This is a genomic window from Bradyrhizobium sp. LM2.9, from assembly GCF_054056555.1.
Genome location: NZ_JBSRYJ010000002.1, coordinates 4,645,792 through 4,668,272, shown reverse-complemented (window position 1 = coordinate 4,668,272; position 22,481 = coordinate 4,645,792). Strand labels below are relative to the sequence as shown.

Genomic DNA, 22,481 nt, shown 5'->3' with positions numbered 1-22,481 from the left:
TTGATGCTTCGGCCGGGACCGGCGGGAGCATTTTGAGTTTCCGGGAACCCGCCCCGGTTTCCCCTTTCCGAACCAGCCTCACGCGCTCCGTCGTGGAACCATTCACCGCAGTGAGGTCGTGGAACCATTCACCGCAGTGAGTCGGACAGCCTGTGTCCGACGCTGACGATCAGCTCCCAGGCAGGTCCGCGAGCGCTCCCAAAATCCACGCCCAGGAGCGGATGCCTTTGTGGAAGCTCTTGAGGTCGTACTTCTCGTTCGGCGAATGGATGTCGTCGTCGAGGCCGAAGCCGACCAGCAGGCTGTCGAGGCCGAGCGTGCGGTTGAAATCGGCGACGATCGGGATCGAGCCGCCGGAGCCGACCAGTAGGGCCTCCTTGCCCCATTCCTCGGTCAACGCGCGCTTGGCAGCCGCCAGCGGCTTCATGTTCCGGCCGGTCGTCAAGAGCGCAGAGCTTTTTTTTGGCAGCGCCAGCTGCCAATGTCTCTCATTCGTTGCTTCCAGCTACCGTGTTCGAAGCGCGCCCGTTTCTTCGGTTGATGGCTGCGTCCGCATCGCGGATCGCGCCAGACTATTGATCCCCGGCAAAGTGCATGCCGCATTCACGCGGCAGGGCGCTGATGTTTCCCTGCAGGAGCCGAGCTCAAGATTTTGGCGCTTGCTCAGAAAAGCGCCTCTGTGCAAGACAATTGGTTCTCGGAAATCGCAATAAGGGAAATTGCACTGTGACAGCCTCTCTTGATGGCGAAATTCGCGATGGCCGCCATCATATGCAGGTCCGTATCTATTTCGAAGATACGGACGCCGGCCAGATTGTTTATCACGCGAATTTCTTGCGCTTCATGGAACGCGGCAGAACAAATTACTTGCGTCTGCTCGGAACGGATCAGCAAGAGCTCCTCAAGGAAGCGCAGGAAGATGCGCCAGGCTTTGCTTTCGTAGTCCGTTCGATGAGTATCGATTTTCTAAAGCCGGCAATCTTGGACGACCTGCTTGAAGTTGTCACGGTTCCAGAAGAGGTAAGGGGTGCGTCAATTACCCTGCTGCAGGAATGCAGGCGCGGGGACGATCTTTTGGTCACGGCCCGCGTGCGCGTGGCGTTTATCTCAGGCGGAAAAGCGCAACGTATCCCGAAGGCGCTGCGGTTCGCCATGGGAGGAGCGTAGAAAAATCTACGCTTGTTTACGCTATAGCCCTCCAACGTCCCAATGAAATCAAGGCGCTGTGTTGCGATGTTGGCAAGCCAGAGTTTTCCGGCATCGTCTATCACGCCAATTATTTGCGCTTCATGGAGCGCGGACGGACCAATCATCTGCGGCTGATGGGTGCCGAGCAGCAAGCGTTGTTCGAGCAAGCCGAGACGGAAGAGGCGAGCTTCGCCTTCGTGGTGCGATCGATGCATCTGGATTTCCTCAAGCCCGCCCGGATGGACGACGTGCTCGACGTCGTGACCTGGCCGGTCGCGGTGAAGAGCGCCTCGATCATGCTGGCGCAGGAGGTGCGGCGCGGGGAGGACGTGCTGGTGAAAGCCGAGGTCCGCGTCGCCTTCATCAGCGGCGGCCGCGCCCAGCCGATCCCGAAGTCGATCCGCGCCATGATGAAGGCCGATCTGATTTCGTGATCGGGCGATAGCGGGCGGCCTCTCGACTCCGCGGAATGCAGGCGTAGATTGCGCTCCCGTCAACCGATGAGGCCATCATGTCGCGCCCGCCGCTTCCGCCCTTCACCCGTGAGACCGCCGCGCAGAAGGCCCGCATGGCCGAGGACGCCTGGAATTCGCGCGACCCGGTGCGCGTCTCGCTCGCCTATACCGAGGACAGTCGCTGGCGCAATCGTTCGGACGTGTTTCAGGGTCGCGAGGCCATCGTCGCATTCCTCACCCGCAAATGGGAGAAGGAGCAGGAGTACCGCCTGATCAAGGACCTCTGGGGCTTCGACGGCAACCGTATCGCGGTGCGCTTCCAGTACGAATGGCACGACGCGAGCGGCCAATGGTATCGCTCCTACGGCAACGAGCAGTGGGAGTTCGACGGGCACGGGCTGATGAGGCGGCGCGAGGCCTCGATCAACGACATCGCCATTGCGGAGAACGACCGGCGGTTTCACTGGCCGGCGCCGGGGCCGAGGCCGGCGGATGTGCCGGGGTTGGGGACCGATCCGTTCTGAGATTTCAACCCCCATGGTGAGGAGCCGCGAAGCGGCGTCTCGAACCATGCCGGCCCTGTTGCTGCAGCGGGGCTCGATCCTTCGAGACGCGCGCAAATGGCGCGCTGCTCAGGATGAGGGGATGGACTTGCGCGCCAGAAACCGCTCGGCGAACTCAATGCGGCCTCGCTGATCTCCAAGATCACCTCAGCGCGCGCCGATGTCGCGAACTTGCCCGAACTGATCGAGGCCAACACGGCGGTCGCCGCTGATGTCATCAAGCGGCCGGATCTCGGCCGCATCGAACCGGGGGCGACCGCCGATCTCACCGTGGTCGATCTGACCCATCCGCATCTTCAGCCGCTGTTCGACCCGCGCCGCGCGCTGATCGCGCTCGCCAACCGCGCCAATATCGATCAGGTCATGGTCGACGGCCGCATGCTGATCGATGCCGGCCGTTATCTCGGCGCCGACGAGGCGGCGATCATGGCCGCCGGCACCGCTGCGATCGGCAAGATCTGGGACCTGCCCGAGGCCCAGGCCGCGTTCAACGGTTGAGCATCGCTTCGTCCTCGAATTCGGCGAGCGACTTGCGCATGGTCTCGACGAGATCCAGTGCCACCGGCGACGGGCTGCGCTGTGCGGGGAAAACGGCTGAGAACTCGAAGTCGATGCGCGGCAGGAAGCGGCGCGCGATGACGCCGCGGGTTGAAAATTCCTGCGCGGTGAAGGGATCGCAGATCGCGACCCCGAGGCCTGATGACACCATGCCGCACATGATTTCCGACAGTGTGGTCTCGACCCTGAGCACGCGGCGGACGTCGCTGCGGTGGAAGACCTGATCGACGAGGTGCCGGCTCGACGATCCCGCCGATAGCGAGATGAACGTCTCGCCCTCGAAATCGCCCGGCTCCAGCACCTTCTTTTCTGCAAGCCGGTGTCCGGTCGGCAGCACTGCGACACGCGCCAGTGACGGTAGCCGCTGGCTCGGCAGGCCGGAATGGGCGATCGGCACCTCGGCAAAGCCGATGTCGCATTGATTGTTCAGCACCCAGTCGACCACGATCGGCGAGATCACACCGAAGAAAGCGAGGTTAAGGTTCGGCCGCTCTTTCAGAAAATGTCCGGCAAGCCGCGGCAGATAGCCATTCGACAGCGCTGGAAGTGCAGCGATCCGCAGCGAGCCGGTGCGGCGGCCACGGATTTCCTCGGCTGCCGCCGTGATGCGTTCGAGGCCGACGAAGGAGCGCTCGACCTCGGTATAAAGCGCCATCGCTGCGGCGGTCGGCACGAGCCCGGTGCCGCGCCGCTCGAACAGCTCCATCTTCAGCAGCGCCTGAAGGTCGCGCAGCAACCGGCTGACCGCCGGCTGCGTCACGGTCATCAGCGCCGCCGCCTCTGTCACGCTGCCCGTCAGCATCGTCGCCCGGAAGGCCTCCACCTGCCGCGAATTGATCCGCGCCATCCCGAATTCCATTCATAACATTTCGGCATGCAAGGGTTGCCATTATTCATTGGACGATGGAAGGCTAGGTTTGCGATCTTTTTCATCAGAGCTGGAGAGAGCCCGCTTTTTCGGCAGATTGGAGGGGTTCAAACCTCCGGATCGCGTCGAAACCTGTCGAGCAGGGGCCGGAGCCCTGATTGGTGTCGGGTTGGCGCGGAAGGGAATGCGGAAGGCGCTTCGGCTCATGAGACTCGTCGGCACGTCACCTCACCTCGGTATGGAGATCGGACCACATGAAGACTTTTCGCCTTCTGACAGCGGTCGGCATCGCGGCTCTCATGGCCGCCCCCTCGGTCGCCTCGGCCCAGCAAAAGACGCTCTATGTCGCCGGCTATGGCGGCTCGTTCGAGAAGACCATCCGTGACGAGGTGATCCCGACCTTCGAGAAGGAGAACGGCGTCAAGGTCGAATACGTCGCTGGCAACTCCACCGACACGCTGGCAAAGCTTCAGGCGCAGAAGGGCAACCAGCAGATCGACGTCGCCATCGTCGACGACGGCCCGATGTACCAGGCGATCCAGCTCGGCTTCTGCGGCAAGCTTGATGGCCTGCCGGCCGATCTCTACGACACCGCCCGCTTCAAGGACGATCGCGCTGTCGCGATCGGCATCGTTGCCACCGGCCTGATGTACAACACCAAGGTGTTTGCGGAGAAGGGCTGGGCGCCGCCGACTTCCTGGAACGATTTGAAGGACACGAAATACGCAAAACAGCTCGTGATCCCGCCGATCAACAACACCTATGGCCTCGAAGCGCTGGTGATGCTGTCGAAAATGAACGGCGGCGGCGAGTCCAATGTCGATTCCGGCTTCAAGATCTTCAAGGAGCAGATCAATCCGAACGTGCTGGCCTATGAGCCGTCGCCGGGCAAGATGACCGAGCTGTTTCAGTCCGGTCAGGCCGTGATCGCGGTATGGGGCACGGGACGCGTGCAGAGCTTTGCCAATACCGGCTTCCCCGTCGACTTCATCTACCCGAAGGAGGGCGCGGCGACGCTGCTGACGACGGCATGTCCAATCACCAAGCCGAACGTCTCGCCGCTCGCCTCGAGCTTCATCAAGAAGCTGCTCGACCCAAAAATCCAGCTCGTGTTGCTGAAGGACTACGGCTACGGCCCGGTGCTGAAATCGCTGGTGGTCCCGCCGGAGCTCGGCAAGATGGCGCCGATCGGCGAGCGCGCGGCAAAGCTCTACAATCCGGACTGGACGGTCATCAACGACAAGCGCGAGGAGTGGACCAAGCGCTGGAATCGCGAAGTCGAGCGCTGATCGGTCATACCGGAGACAGTGCCATGGCCTATCTCGAACTCGAAGGGATCGCCAAGCAATTCGGAGCGCAGACTGTCGTCGACGACTTCAGTCTCGCGGTGGGGAAGGGGGAGTTCATCTCCTTCCTCGGCCCCTCCGGCTGCGGCAAGACAACGACCCTGCAAATGATCGCGGGCTTCCTCGATCCCACCCGCGGCGCGATCCGGCTGGAGGGCAAGGACCTGACCGCGATCCATCCGGCCAAACGCGGGCTCGGCATCGTGTTCCAGAGCTACGCGCTGTTTCCGCACATGACGGCGGCGGAGAATGTCGCCTTCGGCCTTGAGATGCGTAAGGTGGCGCGCTCAGAGCGGGCCGAGCGCGTCCGCGCCGCGCTCGCGATGGTCGGTCTCGCCGGCTACGAGGACCGCCATCCGCGCCGCATGTCCGGCGGCCAGCAGCAGCGCGTGGCGCTGGCGCGCGCGCTGGTGATCAAGCCGAGCGTACTGCTGCTCGATGAACCCTTGTCCAATCTCGACGCCAAGCTGCGCGAGGAGATGCAGATCGAATTGCGCCAGATCCAGCGCACCATCGGCACTACCACTATCCTGGTCACCCACGACCAGAACGAGGCGATGTCGCTGTCCGACCGCATCGTGGTGATGAGCCAGGGCCGCATCGAGCAGATCGGCACGCCGCAGGAGACCTATGAGAAGCCGGCCTCGGCCTTCGTCTCGCAGTTTTTAGGCAAGACCAACGACTTTGCCGCGACGATTGATCGGACGAGTGCGCGTGCGCGATTGATTGCCGGCTCGTGGAGCGCGCCCGCGCCTGCCGGGCTCAGCGGTCCCGTGACCGTCAGCATCCGCCCTGAGCGGATTGGCTTTGGCGATACGGGACTCGGCGCGAAGATCGTTACCCGCATCTTCCAGGGCAATCACTGGCTGTTCCAGTGCGACAGCGAATGCGGCCCGGCGACCGTGATCCGCCAGAATGACGGCGAGAGGCAGCCGGTCGAGGGTGAGGCCGTTCGTCTCGTCTGGCGTCCGGAGGATATGGGTGTGCGCGGAGGAGCCTCCGCATGAGCGTGGCTGCTGAGGAGCGGAACGCACGCGCGCCCTGGGCGCTGACCGCGCCAGCCCTGATGCTGTTCGTCGGCGTGTTGCTGATCCCGCTGGCAATGACCGTGATGCTGTCGTTCCACGACTGGGGTCAGTACAAGGGCATTGAGCCGGTCTTCATCCTCAAGAACTGGCACGAGATCGTAACCGACCCCTATTACGCCGAGATGTTCTGGCGGACGTTTCGCATCGCGATTCTGACCACGCTGCTCACCGCCGTGCTCGGCGCGCCCGAAGCCTACATCCTCAACCGCATGAGCGGACGCTGGAAGAGTGTCTTCCTCCTCGTGATCCTCGGGCCGCTGTTGATTTCCGTGGTGGCGCGGACGCTCGGCTGGGCGCTGCTGTTCGGCGGCAACAACGGCCTCGTCAACAAGCTGCTGATGTCGGCCGGTGTGATCCGCGCACCCATTCCCTTCATGTTCACCGAAACCGGCATGGTGGTTGCGCTCGCGCATGTGATGATGCCGTTCATGGTGCTCTCGGTGTGGGCCGCGCTGCAGCGGCTCGATCCGCAAATCGAGAATGCCGCGCTGTCGCTCGGCGCCGGCCCTGTGACCATCATCCGCCGCATCATCATGCCGCAGATCATGCCGGGCGTGCTGTCGGGCGCAATCATTGTGTTCTCGCTCTCAGCCAGCGCGTTTGCGACGCCCGCGATCATCGGGGGACGCCGGCTCAAGGTCGCGGCGACGCTCGCCTATGACGAGTTCCTCAACACGCTGAACTGGCCGCTGGGTGCGGCGGTCGCCACGTTGCTGCTCGCCGCGCTGGTCTTGATCGTCGTTGGCAGCAACGCGCTGATCGAGCGCCGTTACGCGGAGGTGTTCCGATGAGCCGGAACGGTCCGCTCGCGCTGATCTTCCACACCATCTTCGTCATCGTCATGGTGTCGCCGATCCTCGTGGTCTGCCTCGTCGCGTTCACGCCCGAAGGCTTCCTGTCGTTGCCGACCAACGGTTTTTCGCTGCGCTGGTTCAGGGCGATCGCCAACTATCCCGAATTCATTCACGCCTTCTGGATCAGTCTTGGCCTCGGCGCGCTGTCTTCTTTTGTGGCGATGTTGTTCGCGGTGCCGGCGGCGCTGGCGATCGCGCGCTATCGCTTCCGCGGTCGCGATGCGCTGGCCGCGCTGTTCCTGTCGCCGCTGATGGTCCCGCATGTCGTGCTCGGTATCGCCTTCCTGCGCTTCTTCACCTCGGCGGGCCTCGGCGGCAGCTTCGCGGCGCTGATCATCGCGCATGTCATCATCGTGTTTCCGTTCGCGCTGCGGCTGACGCTTGCGGCCGCAACCGGCATGGATCTCTCGGTCGAGATGGCCGCGGTCTCGCTCGGCGCCGGCGGCTGGACGCTGTTCCGCCGCGTCACCTTGCCGCTGATCCTGCCAGGTGTCATCAGCGGCTGGGCGCTCGCCTTCATCCAGTCCTTCGACGATCTCACCATGACCGTCTTCCTTGCGGCACCCGGCACCGAGACGCTGCCGGTGCGCATGTTTCTGTACATCCAGGACAACATCGATCCGCTGGTGACGTCGGTCTCGGCCTGCGTGATCGCGATCACCATGACCGCCCTCATTCTGCTCGACCGCTTCTACGGGCTCGACCGCGTGCTCGCCGGCAAGGGCGATACGGGACGATAGGAGAACTCATGTCAGGGGATTACGACGTCGCCGTTGTCGGCGGCGGATTGCTCGGCTCCGCCATTGCCTGGGGCCTCGGCCGGCTCGGCAAGAGCGTCGCCGTGCTTGACGAGGGCGACATCGCCAAGCGCGCCTCGCGCGCCAACTTTGCCCTGGTCTGGGTTCAGAGCAAGGGCTTGGGCATGCCGGCGTATACGGTGTGGACTGTGCAGGCGTCACAAGCATGGGGAAGGCTTGCTTCGGAGTTGAAGCAGCAGACCGGTCTCGATGTTTCGCTTCAGCAAAATGGCGGCTTCCATCTGACGCTCGGCGAAGACGAGTTCGGCCAGCGCGCCGAACTGGTCAAGCGCATGCACAACCAGACTGGTGCGGCCGACTACAAGATGGAGATGCTCTCCGCATCCGACGTGAAGAAGTCGCTGCCGCTGATCGGCCCCGAGGTGTCCGGCGGCAGCTATTGCCCGCTCGACGGCCACGTCAATTCGCTGCGCACGTTCCGAGCGTTCCACACCGGCTTCAAGGCGTTCGGCATTGACTATTTTCCGGAGCGCCCGGTTTCGGCTATCAGCAAAAGCGGTGGTGAATTCAAGTTGGCCACGCCGAAGGGCGAACTTCGCGCCGCCAAGATCGTGCTGGCCGCCGGCAACGCCAACCAGACGCTCGCACCGATGGTCGGTCTCTACGCCCCGATGGGCCCGACCCGCGGCCAGATCGTGGTGACCGAGCGGACCATGCCGTTCCTGCCGCATCCCCTGACCACGATCCGCCAGACCGACGAGGGCACGGTGATGATTGGCGACAGCAAGGAAGACGAGCTCGACGATCGCGCGCTGAAGCACTCGATCAGCGCCGTGATGACCGATCGCGCCCAACGGATGTTTCCGCATCTGTCGCGGCTCAACGTGGTCAGGAGTTGGGCCGGCATCCGCGTCATGCCGGAGGACGGCTTTCCGATTTACGACCAGTCGGAGACCCATCCCGGCGCTTTCGTCGCCTGCTGCCATTCCGGCGTGACGCTCGCCTCCAACCACGCTTTCGAGATCGCGCGGATGGTCGCTCAAGGTTCGCTAGAGCCGGAGCTGGTCGGCGCGTTCTCGGCCAGCCGTTTTGGCGCCGCCGGCGCTGCGAACAACAGCGGCTACTAGAGATATTGAAGGAGCCAAGATGTTCAAACGATCCGAACAGGACAAACGGCCGCCGGTGCAGATCTTCGTCGACGGCGTTGCCGTCGCGGCGCGGCAGGGCGACACCGTCTCGGCCGCGCTGCTGGCCTCGAGCTGCGACGTGCGCCGGTCGACCGCGGTCAGCGGTGCACTGCGTCTGCCCTACTGCATGATGGGCGTGTGCTTCGACTGCCTCGTCACCGTCGATGGCGTCGGCAACCGCCAGGGGTGCCTCGTGCCCGTCGCCGAGGGCATGCAGGTCGAGATCCAGAAGGGCAAGCGGGAGATCGGAAAATGACTGTGGCTCCCAAGCGCGAAGACTATGATGTCGTGGTGATCGGCGCCGGGCCTGCGGGACTCGCGGCCGCTGCGAGCTCCGCCGAAGCCGGTCTGTCGACCCTGCTGCTCGACGAGAACATCGGTCCCGGCGGCCAGGTGTTTCGCGCCATCGCCTCGACGCCGGTGACCGAGCGCAATCAGCTGGGCGCGGACTATTGGGTGGGTGCCGATCTTGTGCAAGCGTTGCGCGCGAGCAACGCCGAAGTCATCCATCGTGCCACGGTCTGGAGCCTCGACCGCAACCTGGAGATCGCCGTCTCGATCGGCGGCGCCTCCGCCTTTGTCAAGGCGAAGCGCGTAATCCTTGCGACCGGTGCGCTGGAGCGGCCGTTTCCGATTCCCGGCTGGACGCTGCCGGGTGTGATGACCGCGGGCGCGGCGCAGACGATGTTGAAGTCGTCAGCGTTGGTGCCGGACGGACGCACGGTGATCGCGGGGCAGGGGCCTCTGCTCTGGCTGCTCGCCGCGCAGATTTTGCGGCTCGGCGGCCGCATCGATCGCATTCTCGACACCACCGAGCGTGGCAACTACTTCGCCGCTCTGCCTCATGCTTTCGCCTTCCTGGCCTCGCCCTATTTCCGCAAGGGCCTGTCGATGATGCGCGAAGTGAAGGCGAAGGTTCAGGTCGTCTCCGGCGTCACCGAGCTTGCGGCATCCGGCGACTGCCAGCTCGCGGGCGTGAGCTATGTGGCCGGTGGCAAGCGCGAGACCATTCCGGCGGATCTGCTGCTGCTGCATCAGGGCGTCGCGCCCAATGTCAATCTGGCGATGGCGGCCGGCGTCGATCATCGCTGGGACGATCTGCAATTGTGCTGGTCGCCGGTGCTCGACGCGAGCGGCAATTCGTCGGTCGCCGGCATTGCGATCGCCGGCGACGGTGCCGGCATCGGCGGTGCGAGTGCAGCCGTGGTACGCGGCCGCATCGCGGCGCGGGCAGCGATGGAAGCATTGGCGCCTGCGGCTGCCGCGAAGCTTCCCGCGATGGCGGCGCTCCGTTCCGATCTCGCCAAGGCCGAGCGTGGTCGCACCTTCCTCGACACGCTGTTCCGCCCAGCGCCGCAGTTTCGCATTCCCGCAGGCGACACCATCGTCTGTCGCTGCGAGGAGGTGACCGCGAAGGACATTCTCGATGCCGTCGCGATCGGCGCGACCGGGCCCAATCAGCTCAAGGCCTATCGCCGCACCGGCATGGGTCCGTGCCAGGGCCGGCTCTGCGGCCTCACCGTCACCGAGCTGATGGCGCAGGCGCGGGCCAAAACCCCGCAGGAGATCGGCTATTACCGGCTGCGCGCGCCGGTCAAGCCGATTACGCTCGCCGAGCTTGCCGCGGTTCCGAAGAGCAAAGACGACATCAAGGCGGTGGTGCGCGGATGACCAAAAACGTGGATGCGATCGTCGTCGGCGGCGGCATCCACGGATGCTCGACCGCGCTGCATCTGTGCCTCGCCGGCCTGAAGCCGGTGCTGATCGAGAAGGACTATGCGGGCCGCCACGCCTCCGGCGTCAATGCCGGCGGTGTGCGCCAGCTCGCGCGGCACATCCCGGAAATCCCCCTCTCGATCCGCTCGATGGGAATCTGGGAGAAGATTTCGGACCTCGTCGACGACGATTGCAGTTTTGAAAACTACGGCCAGGTGCTGGTCGCCGAGAGCGAGGAAGAACTCGCGATCTGCCGCGCGCGCGTCGCCGAGCTGAACGCGCTCGGTTTCACCCACGAGGAGCTGATCGACGCGACTGAATTGCGCCGCCTCGTGCCGGCGGTCGCCGAAACCTGTCCCGGCGGCGTGGTCTCGCGCCGCGACGGCGCCGCCAATCCGGCGCAGACCACGACGGCGTTCCGGCGCAAGGCGGAGCAGCTCGGCGCGATAGTGCGCGAGGGCGTCGCCGCCAGCAACATCCGGCAGAGCGACGGCCTCTGGCATGTCGATGTCGGCGCCGAGAGCTTTGCCGCGCCGGTGCTTGTCAACGCGGCCGGTGCCTGGGCCGGCAGCATCGCGGCTGCGCTCGGCGAGCCCGTTCCGGTCGAGACCGTCGCACCGATGCTGATGATCACCTCACGCGTGCCTCACTTCATCGATCCTGTCGTGATCCTGCGCGGCCGAAAGCTCTCATTCAAGCAATTCAAGAATGGCACCGTGCTGATCGGTGGCGGCTATCTGGCCACGCCCTATCTGGATCGCAACGAGACGGTGCTGGACTGGAAGAGCCTCGCGACCAGCGCCCGCACCGTGTTCGAGCTGTTTCCGGTGATGCGCAGCGCGACGATCGTCCGCGCCTGGGCCGGCATCGAGGCCAAGACGAACGACGATCTGCCCGTGTTCGGGCCGAGCAGCCGACACAAGGGCCTCTATCACCAGTTCGGCTTCTCGCTGCACGGCTTTCAGCTCGGCCCCGGCGCCGGCGCCGTGATGGCGGAGCTGATTGTCAATGGCGGCAGCCAGACCCGCATTGGCGATCTCGGCATCGACCGTTTCTATTCCCCCACGCTCTAGCAGCAAGAGGACATCATGAGCATTACCCGCAGCATTCGCACGCCGATCATGCACCGCGCCGTCGAGGCCAACGGCTTCGTCTTCCTTGGCGGCACCATCGCCGACGACACCTCGGTCTCGATGGGCGAGCAGACCCGCAACATTCTCGGCAAGATCGCCGGCTATCTGAAGGAAGCGGGCACCGACAAGTCGCGCGTCGTGAGCACCTCGATCTTCGTCACGGACCTTTCCAAAAAGAAAGAGATGGACGCGGTCTGGACCGAGTTCTTCGGCGACAATCTGCCGACCCGCGCCACCGTCGGCGCCGCCGATCTCGGCGGCAGCGCGCTGATCGAGGTGGTGGTGACCGCGCTCAAGGGCTGATCACGCAGGCCGGCGGGGAACGTCAGCGTTCCCCGCGCTGTCGGCCCTGCGAGCCTCGCCTTGATCTCGCCCTTCAATGGGACTAGTTAGACAGTCCTCAGACAGGATATTCGAGGGCCATGGATTTTACCCCGACCGCAAAGCCAATCTGCCTTGCTCACGGGGAATTCCATGCCTGCTTCAATCATCCTGTCGAATCTGTCGCTGTGCACGCCTGACGGCCGCTCTCTTTTTTCCAATATCGATCTGACGTTCGGCGCCGAGCGGACCGGCCTTGTCGGCCGCAACGGCGTCGGGAAGACGACGCTGCTTGCGTCGATCTCGCGCGAGCACGTCCCCCAATCGGGGCGCGTTGTCGTCAATGGCACCGTCGGATTGCTACGCCAGGACGTCCAACTCCTTGCGGGCGCGAAGGTGATCGACCTGTTCGGTGCGCGACCAGCGCTGGAGTTGCTTCGTCGCGCTGAACGCGGGGAAGCCGCGGCCGAGGAGGTCTCCGAGGTCGCTTGGACCCTTGAGACACGGCTTGCATCTGCCCTTGCGCTTGTCGGGTTCGGCGTCGCTCCGGAGATCGAGCTCGGGCGCTTGTCGGGCGGGCAAATCACGCGGGTTCGTCTCGCCGCGCTGATTTTCGCGGAGCCGGACTTCCTGCTGCTCGACGAGCCCACCAACAATCTCGATCGGGAGGGGCGCGCGGCCGTGATCGATTTTCTTGCGTCCTGGCGCGGTGGGGCGATTGTCGCCAGCCATGATCGGAGCCTGCTCGAAACGATGGATGCGATTGTCGAGCTGACGTCGCTCGGGGCCATGCGATACGGCGGCAATTGGAGCAGTTACCGCGAGCAGAAGGCCGTCGCGCTTGCGGCTGTCAGGCACGATCTCGCACATGCCGAGAGGCGCCTGTCCGGGATCGACGGGAAGGCGCAGGAAGCTGCGGAGAAGAAAGCGCGCAAGGACAGCGGGGGTAAGAAGAAGCGCGCCAAAGGCGACATGCCGCGCATCCTCGCCGGCACGCGCAAGGATCGCAGCGAGGATAGCGGCGGCAAGAACGTGCAGATCGCTGAGCGGCGTCGCGCGGAAGCGCTTGAGGCCGTCGATACCGCACGCCGGCGCATCGAGATTCTTCAGCCAATGTCGGTGAAACTACCTTCGACCCACCTGCCGGCGGGAAGGGAGGTGGTTTGGCTCGATCGGGCAAGTGCTGGCTATCAGCCGGACCGAATAATCTTGCACGATCTATCGCTCACGATCGTCGGTCCGGAGCGCGTGGCCATTGTCGGGGCCCAACGGTTCCGGCAAGACGACGCTGCTGAAACTCATCGCCGGCGAGCTGCATCCGCTCTCCGGCATCGTGCGGGTCAGGCCGGACTTTGCGCTGTTTGACCAGAAGGTCAGCCTGCTCGATCCCGCGATCTCCATCCTGGACAATTTTGGGCGTCTCAATCCGAAAGCGGGTCCGAATGAGTGCCATGCCGCGCTGGCGCGTTTCATGTTTCGCGCCGATGCGGCCTTGCAAATCGTCGGACACCTGAGCGGCGGGCAAATGTTTCGCGCGGGCCTCGCCTGTGTGCTGGGCGGGGCGACGCCGCCGTCCCTGCTGATCCTCGACGAGCCGACCAATCATCTGGACATCGATTCCATCGAAGCCGTCGAGGCAGGTTTGAGGGCTTATGACGGCGCGCTTCTCGTCGTCAGTCATGACGAGGCGTTCTTGCAGGCGATAGGGATCACGCGCAGGGTCGAGCTGGCCGGATAATTCGGCTCGCCAAGGCCCGTCGTTCTAACAACAAAAACCCGACGCTCTGCCCCCAGCGCGTCGGGTGGAAAAAATGAGTATCAATCCGTGATCCCAACACCGGTATTGTGAGGCTTGCCGCATCAATTTTCCACTCCGGGAAACTACCGCGTCGGAACCGGGCGCGGTCTTACGCACCTCCACCGGGCTCCAGCGCTTCGCCCATCTCCAGCGGATGGGCCATGGTCTCGTGCAGCGCGTCGCGGTCGAGTTCGCCTTCCGAGAGGCTGATGACGACGCAGGCAACGCCGTTGCCGATCAGATTGGTCAGCGCGCGGCACTCGCTCATGAACTTGTCGATGCCGACCAGGATCGCGATCGACTGGATCGGAATGTCAGGCACGATCGAGAGCGTCGCCGCGAGCGTGATGAAGCCCGCCCCGGTCACGCCCGATGCCCCCTTCGAGGTGATCATGGCGATGCCGAGAATGCCGAGTTCCTGCCAGATGGTCAGATGGGTGTTGGTCGCCTGCGCCAGAAACAGCGTCGCCAGTGTCATGTAAATGTTAGTGCCGTCGAGGTTGAAGCTGTAGCCGGTCGGAATCACGAGGCCGACCACCGAGCGCGACGCGCCGAGATGCTCCATCTTCTGGATCATCTGCGGCAGCACCGTCTCCGACGACGAGGTACCGAGCACGATCAGCAGTTCGTCCTTGATGTAGGCGATGAAGCGCAGGATCGAGAAGCCGGCAAGCCGTGCGATTGCGCCGAGCACGATCAACACGAACAGGATGCTGGTGAGATAGAACGTGCCGATCAGGGCGGCGAGATTGAGCAGTGAGCCGAGGCCGTAGGCACCGACGGTGAACGCCATCGCGCCGAATGCACCGATAGGGGCGACACGCACGATGATGCGGATGATGCCGAAGAACATCTTCGCGGCCTTGTCGATCGCTTCCGCAATGGGCTCGCCGGCTTTGCCGAGAAAGGCAATGGCGAAGCCCGACAGGATCGAGATCAGCAGCACCTGCAAGAGATCGCCGCGTGCGATGGCGCCAAGATAGCTGTCGGGGATGATCGCCATCAAATGGGCGACGATGCCTTCCTCCTTGGCCTTGGTGACGTAGGTCGCCACCGACTTCGGATCGATCGTGGCGGGATCGATGTTAAAGCCGCTGCCGGGCTGCAGCACCTCGCCGACCAGTAGGCCTATCGCGAGCGCGACAGTCGAGACCGTCTCGAAATAGATCAGTGACTTCAGTCCGACCCGGCCGACGCGCTTGAGGTCGCCCATCGAGGAGATGCCGTGCACCACGGTGCAGAAGATCACAGGCGCGATCATCATCTTGATCAGCGATATGAAGCCGTCGCCGAGCGGCTTCAGGGCCTTGCCGAGATCGGGGTAGAAATAGCCGATGAGCACCCCGAGCACGATCGCGATCAGAACCTGGACGTAGAGGACCTTGTACCAGGGCTGGTGCCGGCGGTGGATGGCTGGCTGGATCGCGACTTGTGTCATAGAGTGGGCCCCGGAACGTATTGATCTTGTTTGATTTGCATCATGTGATGGCCGCCGCAGAAGCGACAATCACATTTTTGTCTGTTCGCACGAAGATTGATGGCTGCACCGCAACTCGGGGGGAACATGTCGACTGCAACGGGCTCCGAAGAGCGAGCGCAAGGCTATTTTCCGCGTTGGACGCTGAAGTCCTCCGGCGTGATCATGCCCGAGGAGCGATTGCCGCTCGGCCAGACCGTCGTCTCCGGTCTCCAGCATTGCGTCGCAATGTCGGGCTCGACGATCATCGCGCCGCTGCTGATGGGGTTCGACCCCAATATTGCGGTCCTGTTCTCCGGCGTCGGCACGCTGATCTTCTTCGTCATTGTCGCGGGGCGCGTGCCGAGCTATCTCGGATCGAGCTTCGCCTTCATCGCGGTCGTCATCGCTGCCACCGGCTATGCCGGGCACGGGCCGAACCCGAACCTGTCGATTGCGCTTGGCGGCATCGTCGGGGCCGGCGTCCTCTACGGCGTGATTGCGCTGATTGTGATGTGGTCGGGGGTTGGCTGGGTCGAGAGGTTGCTGCCGCCGGCCGTCACCGGTGCTGTGGTCGCCGCGATCGGCCTCAACCTCGCGCCCGTGGCGGTCAAGGCGGTGAGCGCGGGCGCGTTCGACACCTGGATCGGGCTCGCGACCGTTCTGATGATCGGCGTGGTTGCCGTTGCCGCTCCGGGCCTGTGGCGCCGCCTGCCGGTCATCCTCGGCGCGATCGGTGGATATCTTTTGTACTTGCTGTTCGCGAACGGCCTCGGTTTCGGCAAGCCGATTGACTTCACCCAGCTTGCGGCTGCGCCGTGGATCGGCCTGCCGAGCTTCACCACGCCGACCTTTCAGGTCGATGCGATCGTCCTGATCGCGCCGGTTGCGATCATCCTCGTCGCCGAGAACCTCGGTCACATCAAGGCCGTCGGCGCCATGACAGGCCGGAGCCTCGATCGCTATCTCGGCCGCGCCTTGCTCGCTGATAGCCTCGCGACCATCGTGGCGGCCTGTGGCGGCGGCACCGGCGTCACCACCTATGCCGAAAACATCGGCGTCATGGCGGCGACGAAGGTCTATTCGACCTTGCTGTTTGCCTTCGCGGCCATTGTGTCGATCGTACTCGGCTTCTCGCCGAAATTCGGCGCGCTGATCCTCTCGATCCCGGGTCCCGTCATCGGTGGGCTCTCGATCGTGCTGTTCGGATTGATCGCCGCGATGGCGGGCCGGATCTGGGTCGAGAACAAGGTCGACTTCTCAAGTCCGGCAAACCTGATCACCGTCGCGGTCGCGCTCACCGCAGGCGCGGGCGATCTGACGCTCAAATTCGGCGCGTTCACGATCGGCGGGATCGGCACCGCAACCTTCGGCGCCATCATCCTCTACCAGATCCTAAGCTCGCCACTGGCCCAGCGCGCTAAATGAATCGCAGCGATGCGCTGAGGGATGGAACAAAAAGCCGGTTCCGTCGATGATCAGGCGTCCCGGAGAGAACCCATGCCACAAACCGATCGTTCGACCTCGTTTCACTCGCGCCTTGTCGGCCAATACGCGCTGATAACAGGCGCCTCGCAAGGCATCGGCCGCGCGGTCGCGATCCGGCTCGCCCAGGAAGGCGCGACCGTCGCCATCAACTATTTCGGTCACCCTGAAGGGGCCGAGGAGACGCTCGCGCTCGCGCGGACGGCATCGGGTGGCCGCGGCCATGGCAAGCTCGACCACGTCATCGTCAAGGCCGATGTCGGCAATGAGCCGGACATCGCCGCGATGTTCGAGACGATTTTGGCGCGCTGGAAACGGCTCGATTGCCTCGTCAACAATGCCGGCTTCCAGCGAGAATCCCCGAGCGACGCGCTCGATATCGAAACCTATCGCCGCATCATCGACGTCAATCTCAACGGCGCCGTGCTTTGCGCGCAGAAGGCGCTCGCCCATTTCGTCGCGCGCGGCGCAGGCGGCAGCATCATCAACTGCTCCAGCGTGCACCAGATCATCCCGAAGCCCGGCTATCTCGCTTATTCGATCAGCAAGGGTGGCATGGCCAATCTGACGCGCACGCTGGCGCTCGAATTTGCCGGCCGTGGCATTCGCGTCAATGCGGTCGGGCCCGGTGCGATCGACACGCCGATTAACGCCGCATGGACCGGCGACGCCGAAAAGCGCGCCAACGTCGCAAGCCACATTCCGCTCGGTCGCGTGGGCACGCCGGAAGAGATCGCCGCCGTGTTTGCGTTCCTCGCGTCGGATGATGCCAGTTACATCACCGGCCAGACCATCTATGCCTGCGGAGGCCTGACCCTGTTTCCCGAGTTTCGCGAGAACTGGGCGAGCTAGGCGTGCGCCTCCAAGTTTCGGGTGCGGATCAACCGGAGGCGGGCTGGTCGATCAGGTCGAGCACGTGGAGCTGATCGCGATTCGACCTGTCCGATCGGCGGTGATCTGGCAAAAGCCGGCGGAGCGCCCTACATCTGCGCCATGGCAAACCCTCCGCTCCAGGATTTCGTCGGCCGGCACGAAAAACTGTTCGTGCTGACCGGCGCCGGGTGCAGCACGAACTCCGGCATTCCCGACTACCGCGACAGCCACGGCAACTGGAAGCGGACCCAGCCGGTGAACTTCCAGGCCTTCATGTCGGAAGAGCATACGCGCCGGCGCTATTGGGCGCGCAGCCTGATCGGCTGGCGCAGGTTCGGCCAGGCGAGGCCGAACGATGCGCATCACGCACTCGCCCGGCTCGAGGCCAGCGGGCGTTGCGGGATGCTGCTGACCCAGAACGTCGACCGGCTGCATCAATCCGCCGGCCAGCGCCAGGTGATCGACCTGCACGGAAGGCTCGATCTGGTCCGCTGCATGGGCTGCGGCCAAAAGGCGCCGCGGAGCGAATTTCAGGAGACGCTCGGCCGCGCCAATGCGGAATGGCTGACGCTCGATGCCGCCGATGCACCCGATGGCGACGCCGACCTGGAGCATGCGGATTTTTCGTCGTTCAAGGTCCCGGCCTGCGAGGCCTGCGGCGGAATTCTCAAGCCCGACGTCGTGTTCTTCGGCGAGAACGTCCCGCGCGACGTCGTCGCATCCGCGCAGGATCATCTGGCGCAGGCCGACGCCATGCTGATCGTCGGCTCCTCGCTGATGGTCTATTCCGGCTTCCGCTTCGTGCAGGCTGCCGCGCATCGGCAAATCCCAATCGCTGCGGTCAATCTCGGACGCACCCGCGCCGATGATCTCCTGACGCTGAAGGTCGAGGAGCGCTGCGAAGCGGCGCTTGCATTCCTGCTCTGATCGCGCAGGCTGCGAACACGCCTTGCCTATTGCATAGGTGCCAAGCAGAATAGCCGAACGCCGCATGTCCGCGCCATCGATGGCATGGAAATTGCTGCGCTTTTGTCCTCAGTCTTGACGATCAGCACGGAGAATTTGGAATGCTTGAGGGAGCCGAGGTGCGGCTTGCCGTTGATATCGGTGGCACGTTCACCGACATCGTGCTGGACGTGGGGCAGGATCGCAAGACGCGCAAGCTGCTGACGACGCCGCAGCGGCCCGAACAGGCGGTGCTCGATGGCATGCGGCTCATTCTCGCTGATGCGCGCGCGCATATCAGCGACATCGACGTCTTCATTCACGGCACGACGCTCGCGACCAACGCCATCATCGAGCGCCGCGGCGCCAAGACGGCACTGATCGCGACCGACGGCTTTCGCGACGTACTCGATATCGGCACCGAGAGCCGCTACGACCAGTATGACCTCTCCATCGACAAGCCGAAGCCGCTGGCGCCGCGATCCCTGCGCTTCACCGTGCCCGAGCGTATCGACGCCCATGGCGCCGTCCGCCTCCCGCTGGACGAAGCTGCAGTGCGCGCGCTCGCGCCAAGATTGCGCGCGCTGAAGGTCGAGAGTGTCGCGATCGCGTTCCTGCACTCCTACGCCAACCCCGAGCACGAGCGCCGCACGGCTGCGATCATCAGCGAGGAGATGCCCGGTATTTCCGTGACCGTATCGTCCGCGGTGTGTCCGGAGATCCGCGAATATGAGCGCACATCGACTGCGGTGGCCAATGCCTATGTGCAACCGCTGATCGACGGCTATCTTGCCCGCATGTCCGACGCCTTGCAGGTCGAGCAGTACCGCGGCGCGATCTATCTTGTCACCTCCGGCGGCGGTGTCACCTCGATCGAGACGGCGCGGCGCTTTCCGGTGCGTCTCGTCGAATCCGGTCCTGCCGGCGGCGCCATTTTCGCGGCGCAGATCGCGGCGCGTCTCGGCGAGAGCAAGGTGCTGTCCTTCGACATGGGCGGCACCACGGCAAAGATCTGCCTGATCGAAAAATACCAGCCCGAGACCTCGCGCGTGTTCGAGGTCGATCGCGCCGCGCGCTTCCTGAAAGGTTCGGGGCTGCCGGTGCGGATTCCCGTGATCGAGATGGTGGAGATCGGCGCCGGCGGCGGCTCGATCGCCCATGTCGACGCGATGAAGCGCGTCACCGTCGGCCCCGAGAGCGCCTCGTCGGAGCCGGGGCCCGCCTGCTACGGTCGCGGCGGCCTGCGCCCGGCCGTGACGGATGCCGACGTTGCGCTCGGCATGATCGATCCCGACGACTTCGCGGGTGGAACGATTAAGCTCGATCCGGAGCTGTCGAAACAGGCGCTGCTGCGCGCCGTGGGCGAGCCGCTGGGTCTGTCCGCGGAGACTGCGGCCTATGCCGTGCACGAGGTCGTGTGCGAGAACATGGCGAGTGCGGCGCGCGTGCATGCGGTCGAGCGCGGCGAGATTGTCGGTCAGCACACGCTGATCGCCTTCGGTGGCGCGGCACCGCTGCATGCAGCGCGCGTCGCCGAGAAGATCGGTGTCTCCCGCGTGATCGTCCCTTCCAATGCCGGCGTCGGTTCGGCCGTTGGCTTCCTTGCCGCTCCGATCGCCTATGAGCTGGTGCGCAGCCGTCATGTCTGGCTCGATGATTTCGACACCGATGGTGTTTCCGACCTGCTCCAGGAGATGGTGACCGAAGCGCGTGCGCTGGTCGAGACGGGTGCAGCAGGCGCGCCGGTCCGCGAGCGCCGCGCCGCCTTCATGCGCTATGTCGGCCAGGGCCACGAGATCTCGATCGGGTTGCCGAACCGGCGGTTGGCGACGACCGATCTGGCCGGCCTGCGCCAGAAGTTCGAGGCGGATTATGCGGCGATGTTCGAACGGCCGATCCCGGGCGCTGCGATCGAGGTCTTGAGCTGGTCGGTGCTTGCAACCACCGAGGCGCGCAATCCGCCGCGCGTCGCCGATGTGGCGCGCATGCCCGCCGGCAAGGCGTCGGGCATGCGCAAATTCTTCGACGGCCGGGCCGGGGAGCTGATCGAGATCCCGCTCTATCGCCGCGAGGACATGGCGCCCGGCGCGACCATTGCGGGACCCGCCGTGATCGCCGAGGACGAAACGTCCACCTTCGTCTCCACCAGTTTCGACGCCCATATCGACGGTGCCGGCAGCATCGTCATGGAACGGAAGGCAGCCTGATCATGAGCAAGGCAAGCGGCGCGAGCCTGATCGACCTTCAGATCATGTGGCACCGGCTGATCGCCGTGGTTGAGGAGCAGGCGCAGGTGCTGCTCCGCACCGCCTTCAGCCCGATCGTGCGCGAATGCGGCGACCTCTCCGCCGGCGTGTTCGATCTCAAGGGGCGAATGCTGGCGCAGGCGGTGACCGGCACGCCCGGCCACGTCAACTCGATGGCGGAATCGGTCAAGCACTTCATCGCGCAATTCCCGATCGAGACGATGAAGGAGGGTGATGCCTACATCACCAACGATCCCTGGATGGGCACCGGCCATCTCAACGATTTTGTCGTCACCACGCCCTGCTTCAAGGACGGCAAGCCGGTCGCGCTGTTCTCCTGCACCAGCCATCTCATGGACATTGGCGGCATCGGCTTCGGGCCTGATGCCACCGACGTGTTCATGGAGGGGCTCTACATTCCCATGCTGAAGCTGATCGACCAGGGCGTCGTCAACGAGACGCTGATGGCGATGATCCGCACCAACACGCGGCTGCCGATCGACACCGAGGGCGACACCTATTCGCTCGCCGGCTGCAACGACGTCGGCTGCGAGCGCCTGGTCGAGATGATGACCGAGTTCGACATCGACACGCTCGACGAGCTCGGCGACTACATTTGCGACCGCTCGCGCGAGGCCGTGCTGGCCGAGATCGCCAAACTGCCGAAGGGCACCTGGCGCAACACCATGGTGGTCGACGGCTATGACGCGCCGGTCACGCTGGCGGCGACGCTGACGATCTCGGACGAAGGCATCCACGTCGATTTCGACGGCACCTCCGCCGCGTCCAGGTTCGGCATCAATGTGCCTCTGTCCTACACCATCGCCTACACCGTGTTCGGTCTCGGCTGCGTCGTCGCCTCGCAGATCCCGAACAATGCCGGCTCGCTCTCGCCGCTGACGGTGTCGGCTCCCCCAGGCGCGATCCTCAATGCGCCGAAGCCGGCGCCGGTCGCCTCGCGCCACATCATCGGCCAGATGCTGCCCGACGTCGTGTTCGGCTGCCTGCGCCAGATCATTCCCGAGCGCGTGCCTGCGGAAGGCACCTCGTGCCTGTGGAATCTCAACGTGCGCGGCCAGACCCGCTCGGGCGCCGGCGGCAATTACGGATTCTCGATGGCGGTGACCTCCAATGGCGGCACCGGCGCGCGCTTCGCGAAGGACGGGCTGTCGGCGACCGCCTATCCCAGCGGCGTGCGCGGCACGCCGGTCGAGATCGCCGAGACACAGACGCCGCTGATCTTCTGGCGCAAGGAGCTGCGCCCGGATTCCGGCGGGGCAGGGCGCACCCGCGGCGGGCTCGGCCAGATCATCGAGGTCGGCAGCGGCGTCGATGCGCCGTTCGACATCCTGGCGGCGTTCGACCGCATCGATCATCCGCCACGCGGCCGCGATGGCGGCAAGAACGGCGAGGCCGGCTATGTCGGCCTGAAGTCCGGCAAGAAGCTGCGTGGAAAAGGTTTTTCAGCAGGTGCCGCCGGACGACCGGCTGGTGGTGCTGACGCCGGGCGGCGCCGGCATCGGCGATCCCCGGGAGCGCGCGCCGACAGCCGTCAGCGACGACATCGAAAGCGGCCTCGTGTCTGCCGACAACGCGGTTGCAGTTTATGGGTATACGCGATGACGCCTCGGCGTCGTGCGCGT

Annotated in this window: 18 protein-coding genes and 4 pseudogenes; 19 read left to right on the top strand and 3 right to left on the bottom strand. The window is 64.5% G+C overall.

The window, feature by feature from the left end; genetic code table 11:
* Window positions 1–169 precede the first annotated feature (169 nt).
* A pseudogene (locus ACVWW3_RS24355) lies at window positions 170–430 on the bottom strand (M20/M25/M40 family metallo-hydrolase); the annotation flags it as partial.
* Between the two features lie 296 nt (window positions 431–726).
* On the opposite strand from ACVWW3_RS24355, the gene ybgC reads away from it, so the two are divergent.
* The 4 genes and pseudogenes from ybgC to ACVWW3_RS24335 form a co-directional block, all read left to right on the top strand.
* Window positions 727–1,167, top strand: coding sequence for a tol-pal system-associated acyl-CoA thioesterase (ybgC, locus tag ACVWW3_RS24350; RefSeq protein WP_456648405.1), 441 nt, complete (start codon window positions 727–729; stop codon window positions 1,165–1,167).
* Window positions 1,168–1,190: 23 nt separating this feature from the next.
* Window positions 1,191–1,622 carry a YbgC/FadM family acyl-CoA thioesterase gene (locus ACVWW3_RS24345; RefSeq protein WP_456649757.1) on the top strand — a complete coding sequence of 144 codons (432 nt, stop codon included), beginning with the start codon at window positions 1,191–1,193 and terminating at the stop codon, window positions 1,620–1,622.
* A 77-nt stretch (window positions 1,623–1,699) separates the two neighbouring features.
* Window positions 1,700–2,167: a nuclear transport factor 2 family protein gene (locus ACVWW3_RS24340; RefSeq protein ID WP_456648406.1), complete on the top strand. Its 468-nt coding sequence runs from the start codon at window positions 1,700–1,702 to the stop codon at window positions 2,165–2,167.
* A 144-nt stretch (window positions 2,168–2,311) separates the two neighbouring features.
* Window positions 2,312–2,704, top strand: a pseudogene (locus ACVWW3_RS24335) (amidohydrolase family protein); the annotation flags it as partial.
* Here ACVWW3_RS24335 and ACVWW3_RS24330 read toward each other — a convergent pair.
* Window positions 2,694–3,611, bottom strand: a complete 918-nt coding sequence (locus tag ACVWW3_RS24330) for a LysR substrate-binding domain-containing protein (protein WP_456648407.1) — start codon at window positions 3,609–3,611, stop codon at window positions 2,694–2,696. The pseudogene ACVWW3_RS24335 and the gene ACVWW3_RS24330 overlap by 11 nt on opposite strands.
* Before the next feature lie 275 nt (window positions 3,612–3,886).
* Between ACVWW3_RS24330 and ACVWW3_RS24325 the strand changes: the two genes are divergently transcribed.
* The 10 genes and pseudogenes from ACVWW3_RS24325 (at window position 3,887) to ACVWW3_RS24280 (ending at window position 13,773) form a co-directional block, all read left to right on the top strand.
* Entirely contained in the window at window positions 3,887–4,921 is a 1,035-nt protein-coding gene (locus ACVWW3_RS24325) for an ABC transporter substrate-binding protein (protein ID WP_456648408.1), read from the top strand.
* Window positions 4,922–4,944: 23 nt separating this feature from the next.
* Window positions 4,945–5,985, top strand: a complete 1,041-nt coding sequence (locus ACVWW3_RS24320) for an ABC transporter ATP-binding protein (RefSeq protein ID WP_456648409.1) — start codon at window positions 4,945–4,947, stop codon at window positions 5,983–5,985.
* The gene (locus tag ACVWW3_RS24315) at window positions 5,982–6,857 is read left to right on the top strand and encodes an ABC transporter permease (RefSeq protein ID WP_456648410.1); all 876 of its coding nucleotides are present in this window, start codon (window positions 5,982–5,984) and stop codon (window positions 6,855–6,857) included. The genes ACVWW3_RS24320 and ACVWW3_RS24315 overlap by 4 nt, the downstream gene beginning before the upstream one ends.
* Complete coding sequence (locus ACVWW3_RS24310) at window positions 6,854–7,660, top strand: ABC transporter permease (RefSeq protein WP_456648411.1); 807 nt, start codon at window positions 6,854–6,856, stop codon at window positions 7,658–7,660. Before ACVWW3_RS24315 ends, ACVWW3_RS24310 begins: the two co-directional genes overlap by 4 nt.
* A gap of 8 nt (window positions 7,661–7,668) precedes the next feature.
* Window positions 7,669–8,805 carry an NAD(P)/FAD-dependent oxidoreductase gene (locus ACVWW3_RS24305; protein WP_247447455.1) on the top strand — a complete coding sequence of 379 codons (1,137 nt, stop codon included), beginning with the start codon at window positions 7,669–7,671 and terminating at the stop codon, window positions 8,803–8,805.
* Window positions 8,806–8,824: 19 nt separating this feature from the next.
* Window positions 8,825–9,121 (top strand): (2Fe-2S)-binding protein, encoded by a 297-nt coding sequence (locus tag ACVWW3_RS24300; RefSeq protein ID WP_456648412.1) that lies wholly within the window; start codon window positions 8,825–8,827, stop codon window positions 9,119–9,121.
* Entirely contained in the window at window positions 9,118–10,536 is a 1,419-nt protein-coding gene (locus ACVWW3_RS24295) for an FAD/NAD(P)-dependent oxidoreductase (protein ID WP_456648413.1), read from the top strand. The genes ACVWW3_RS24300 and ACVWW3_RS24295 overlap by 4 nt, the downstream gene beginning before the upstream one ends.
* A complete protein-coding gene (locus tag ACVWW3_RS24290) occupies window positions 10,533–11,654 on the top strand; it encodes an NAD(P)/FAD-dependent oxidoreductase (protein WP_456648414.1) in 1,122 nt (373 codons plus the stop codon). Before ACVWW3_RS24295 ends, ACVWW3_RS24290 begins: the two co-directional genes overlap by 4 nt.
* 15 nt (window positions 11,655–11,669) lie before the next feature.
* Window positions 11,670–12,017 carry a RidA family protein gene (locus ACVWW3_RS24285; RefSeq protein WP_456648415.1) on the top strand — a complete coding sequence of 116 codons (348 nt, stop codon included), beginning with the start codon at window positions 11,670–11,672 and terminating at the stop codon, window positions 12,015–12,017.
* A gap of 171 nt (window positions 12,018–12,188) precedes the next feature.
* Window positions 12,189–13,773 (top strand): annotated as a pseudogene (locus tag ACVWW3_RS24280) (ABC-F family ATP-binding cassette domain-containing protein).
* 169 nt (window positions 13,774–13,942) lie between these two features.
* On the opposite strand, the gene ACVWW3_RS24275 reads toward ACVWW3_RS24280, so the two are convergent.
* A complete protein-coding gene (locus tag ACVWW3_RS24275) occupies window positions 13,943–15,271 on the bottom strand; it encodes a dicarboxylate/amino acid:cation symporter (RefSeq protein ID WP_247342926.1) in 1,329 nt (442 codons plus the stop codon).
* Window positions 15,272–15,397: 126 nt separating this feature from the next.
* Here ACVWW3_RS24275 and ACVWW3_RS24270 point away from each other — a divergent pair, with 126 nt between their 5' ends.
* The 5 genes and pseudogenes from ACVWW3_RS24270 to ACVWW3_RS24250 all read left to right on the top strand — a co-directional run bounded on the left by ACVWW3_RS24270 (window position 15,398) and on the right by ACVWW3_RS24250 (window position 22,461).
* Window positions 15,398–16,717, top strand: coding sequence for a solute carrier family 23 protein (locus ACVWW3_RS24270; protein WP_456648417.1), 1,320 nt, complete (start codon window positions 15,398–15,400; stop codon window positions 16,715–16,717).
* Between the two features lie 72 nt (window positions 16,718–16,789).
* On the top strand, window positions 16,790–17,626 hold the full coding sequence (locus tag ACVWW3_RS24265) for an SDR family oxidoreductase (RefSeq protein WP_456648418.1): 837 nt from the start codon (window positions 16,790–16,792) through the stop codon (window positions 17,624–17,626).
* Between the two features lie 141 nt (window positions 17,627–17,767).
* Window positions 17,768–18,574: an NAD-dependent protein deacetylase gene (locus ACVWW3_RS24260; RefSeq protein ID WP_247342936.1), complete on the top strand. Its 807-nt coding sequence runs from the start codon at window positions 17,768–17,770 to the stop codon at window positions 18,572–18,574.
* 140 nt (window positions 18,575–18,714) lie between these two features.
* On the top strand, window positions 18,715–20,799 hold the full coding sequence (locus ACVWW3_RS24255; protein WP_456648419.1) for a hydantoinase/oxoprolinase family protein: 2,085 nt from the start codon (window positions 18,715–18,717) through the stop codon (window positions 20,797–20,799).
* Window positions 20,800–20,801: 2 nt separating this feature from the next.
* Window positions 20,802–22,461 (top strand): annotated as a pseudogene (locus tag ACVWW3_RS24250) (hydantoinase B/oxoprolinase family protein).
* Window positions 22,462–22,481 lie beyond the last annotated feature (20 nt).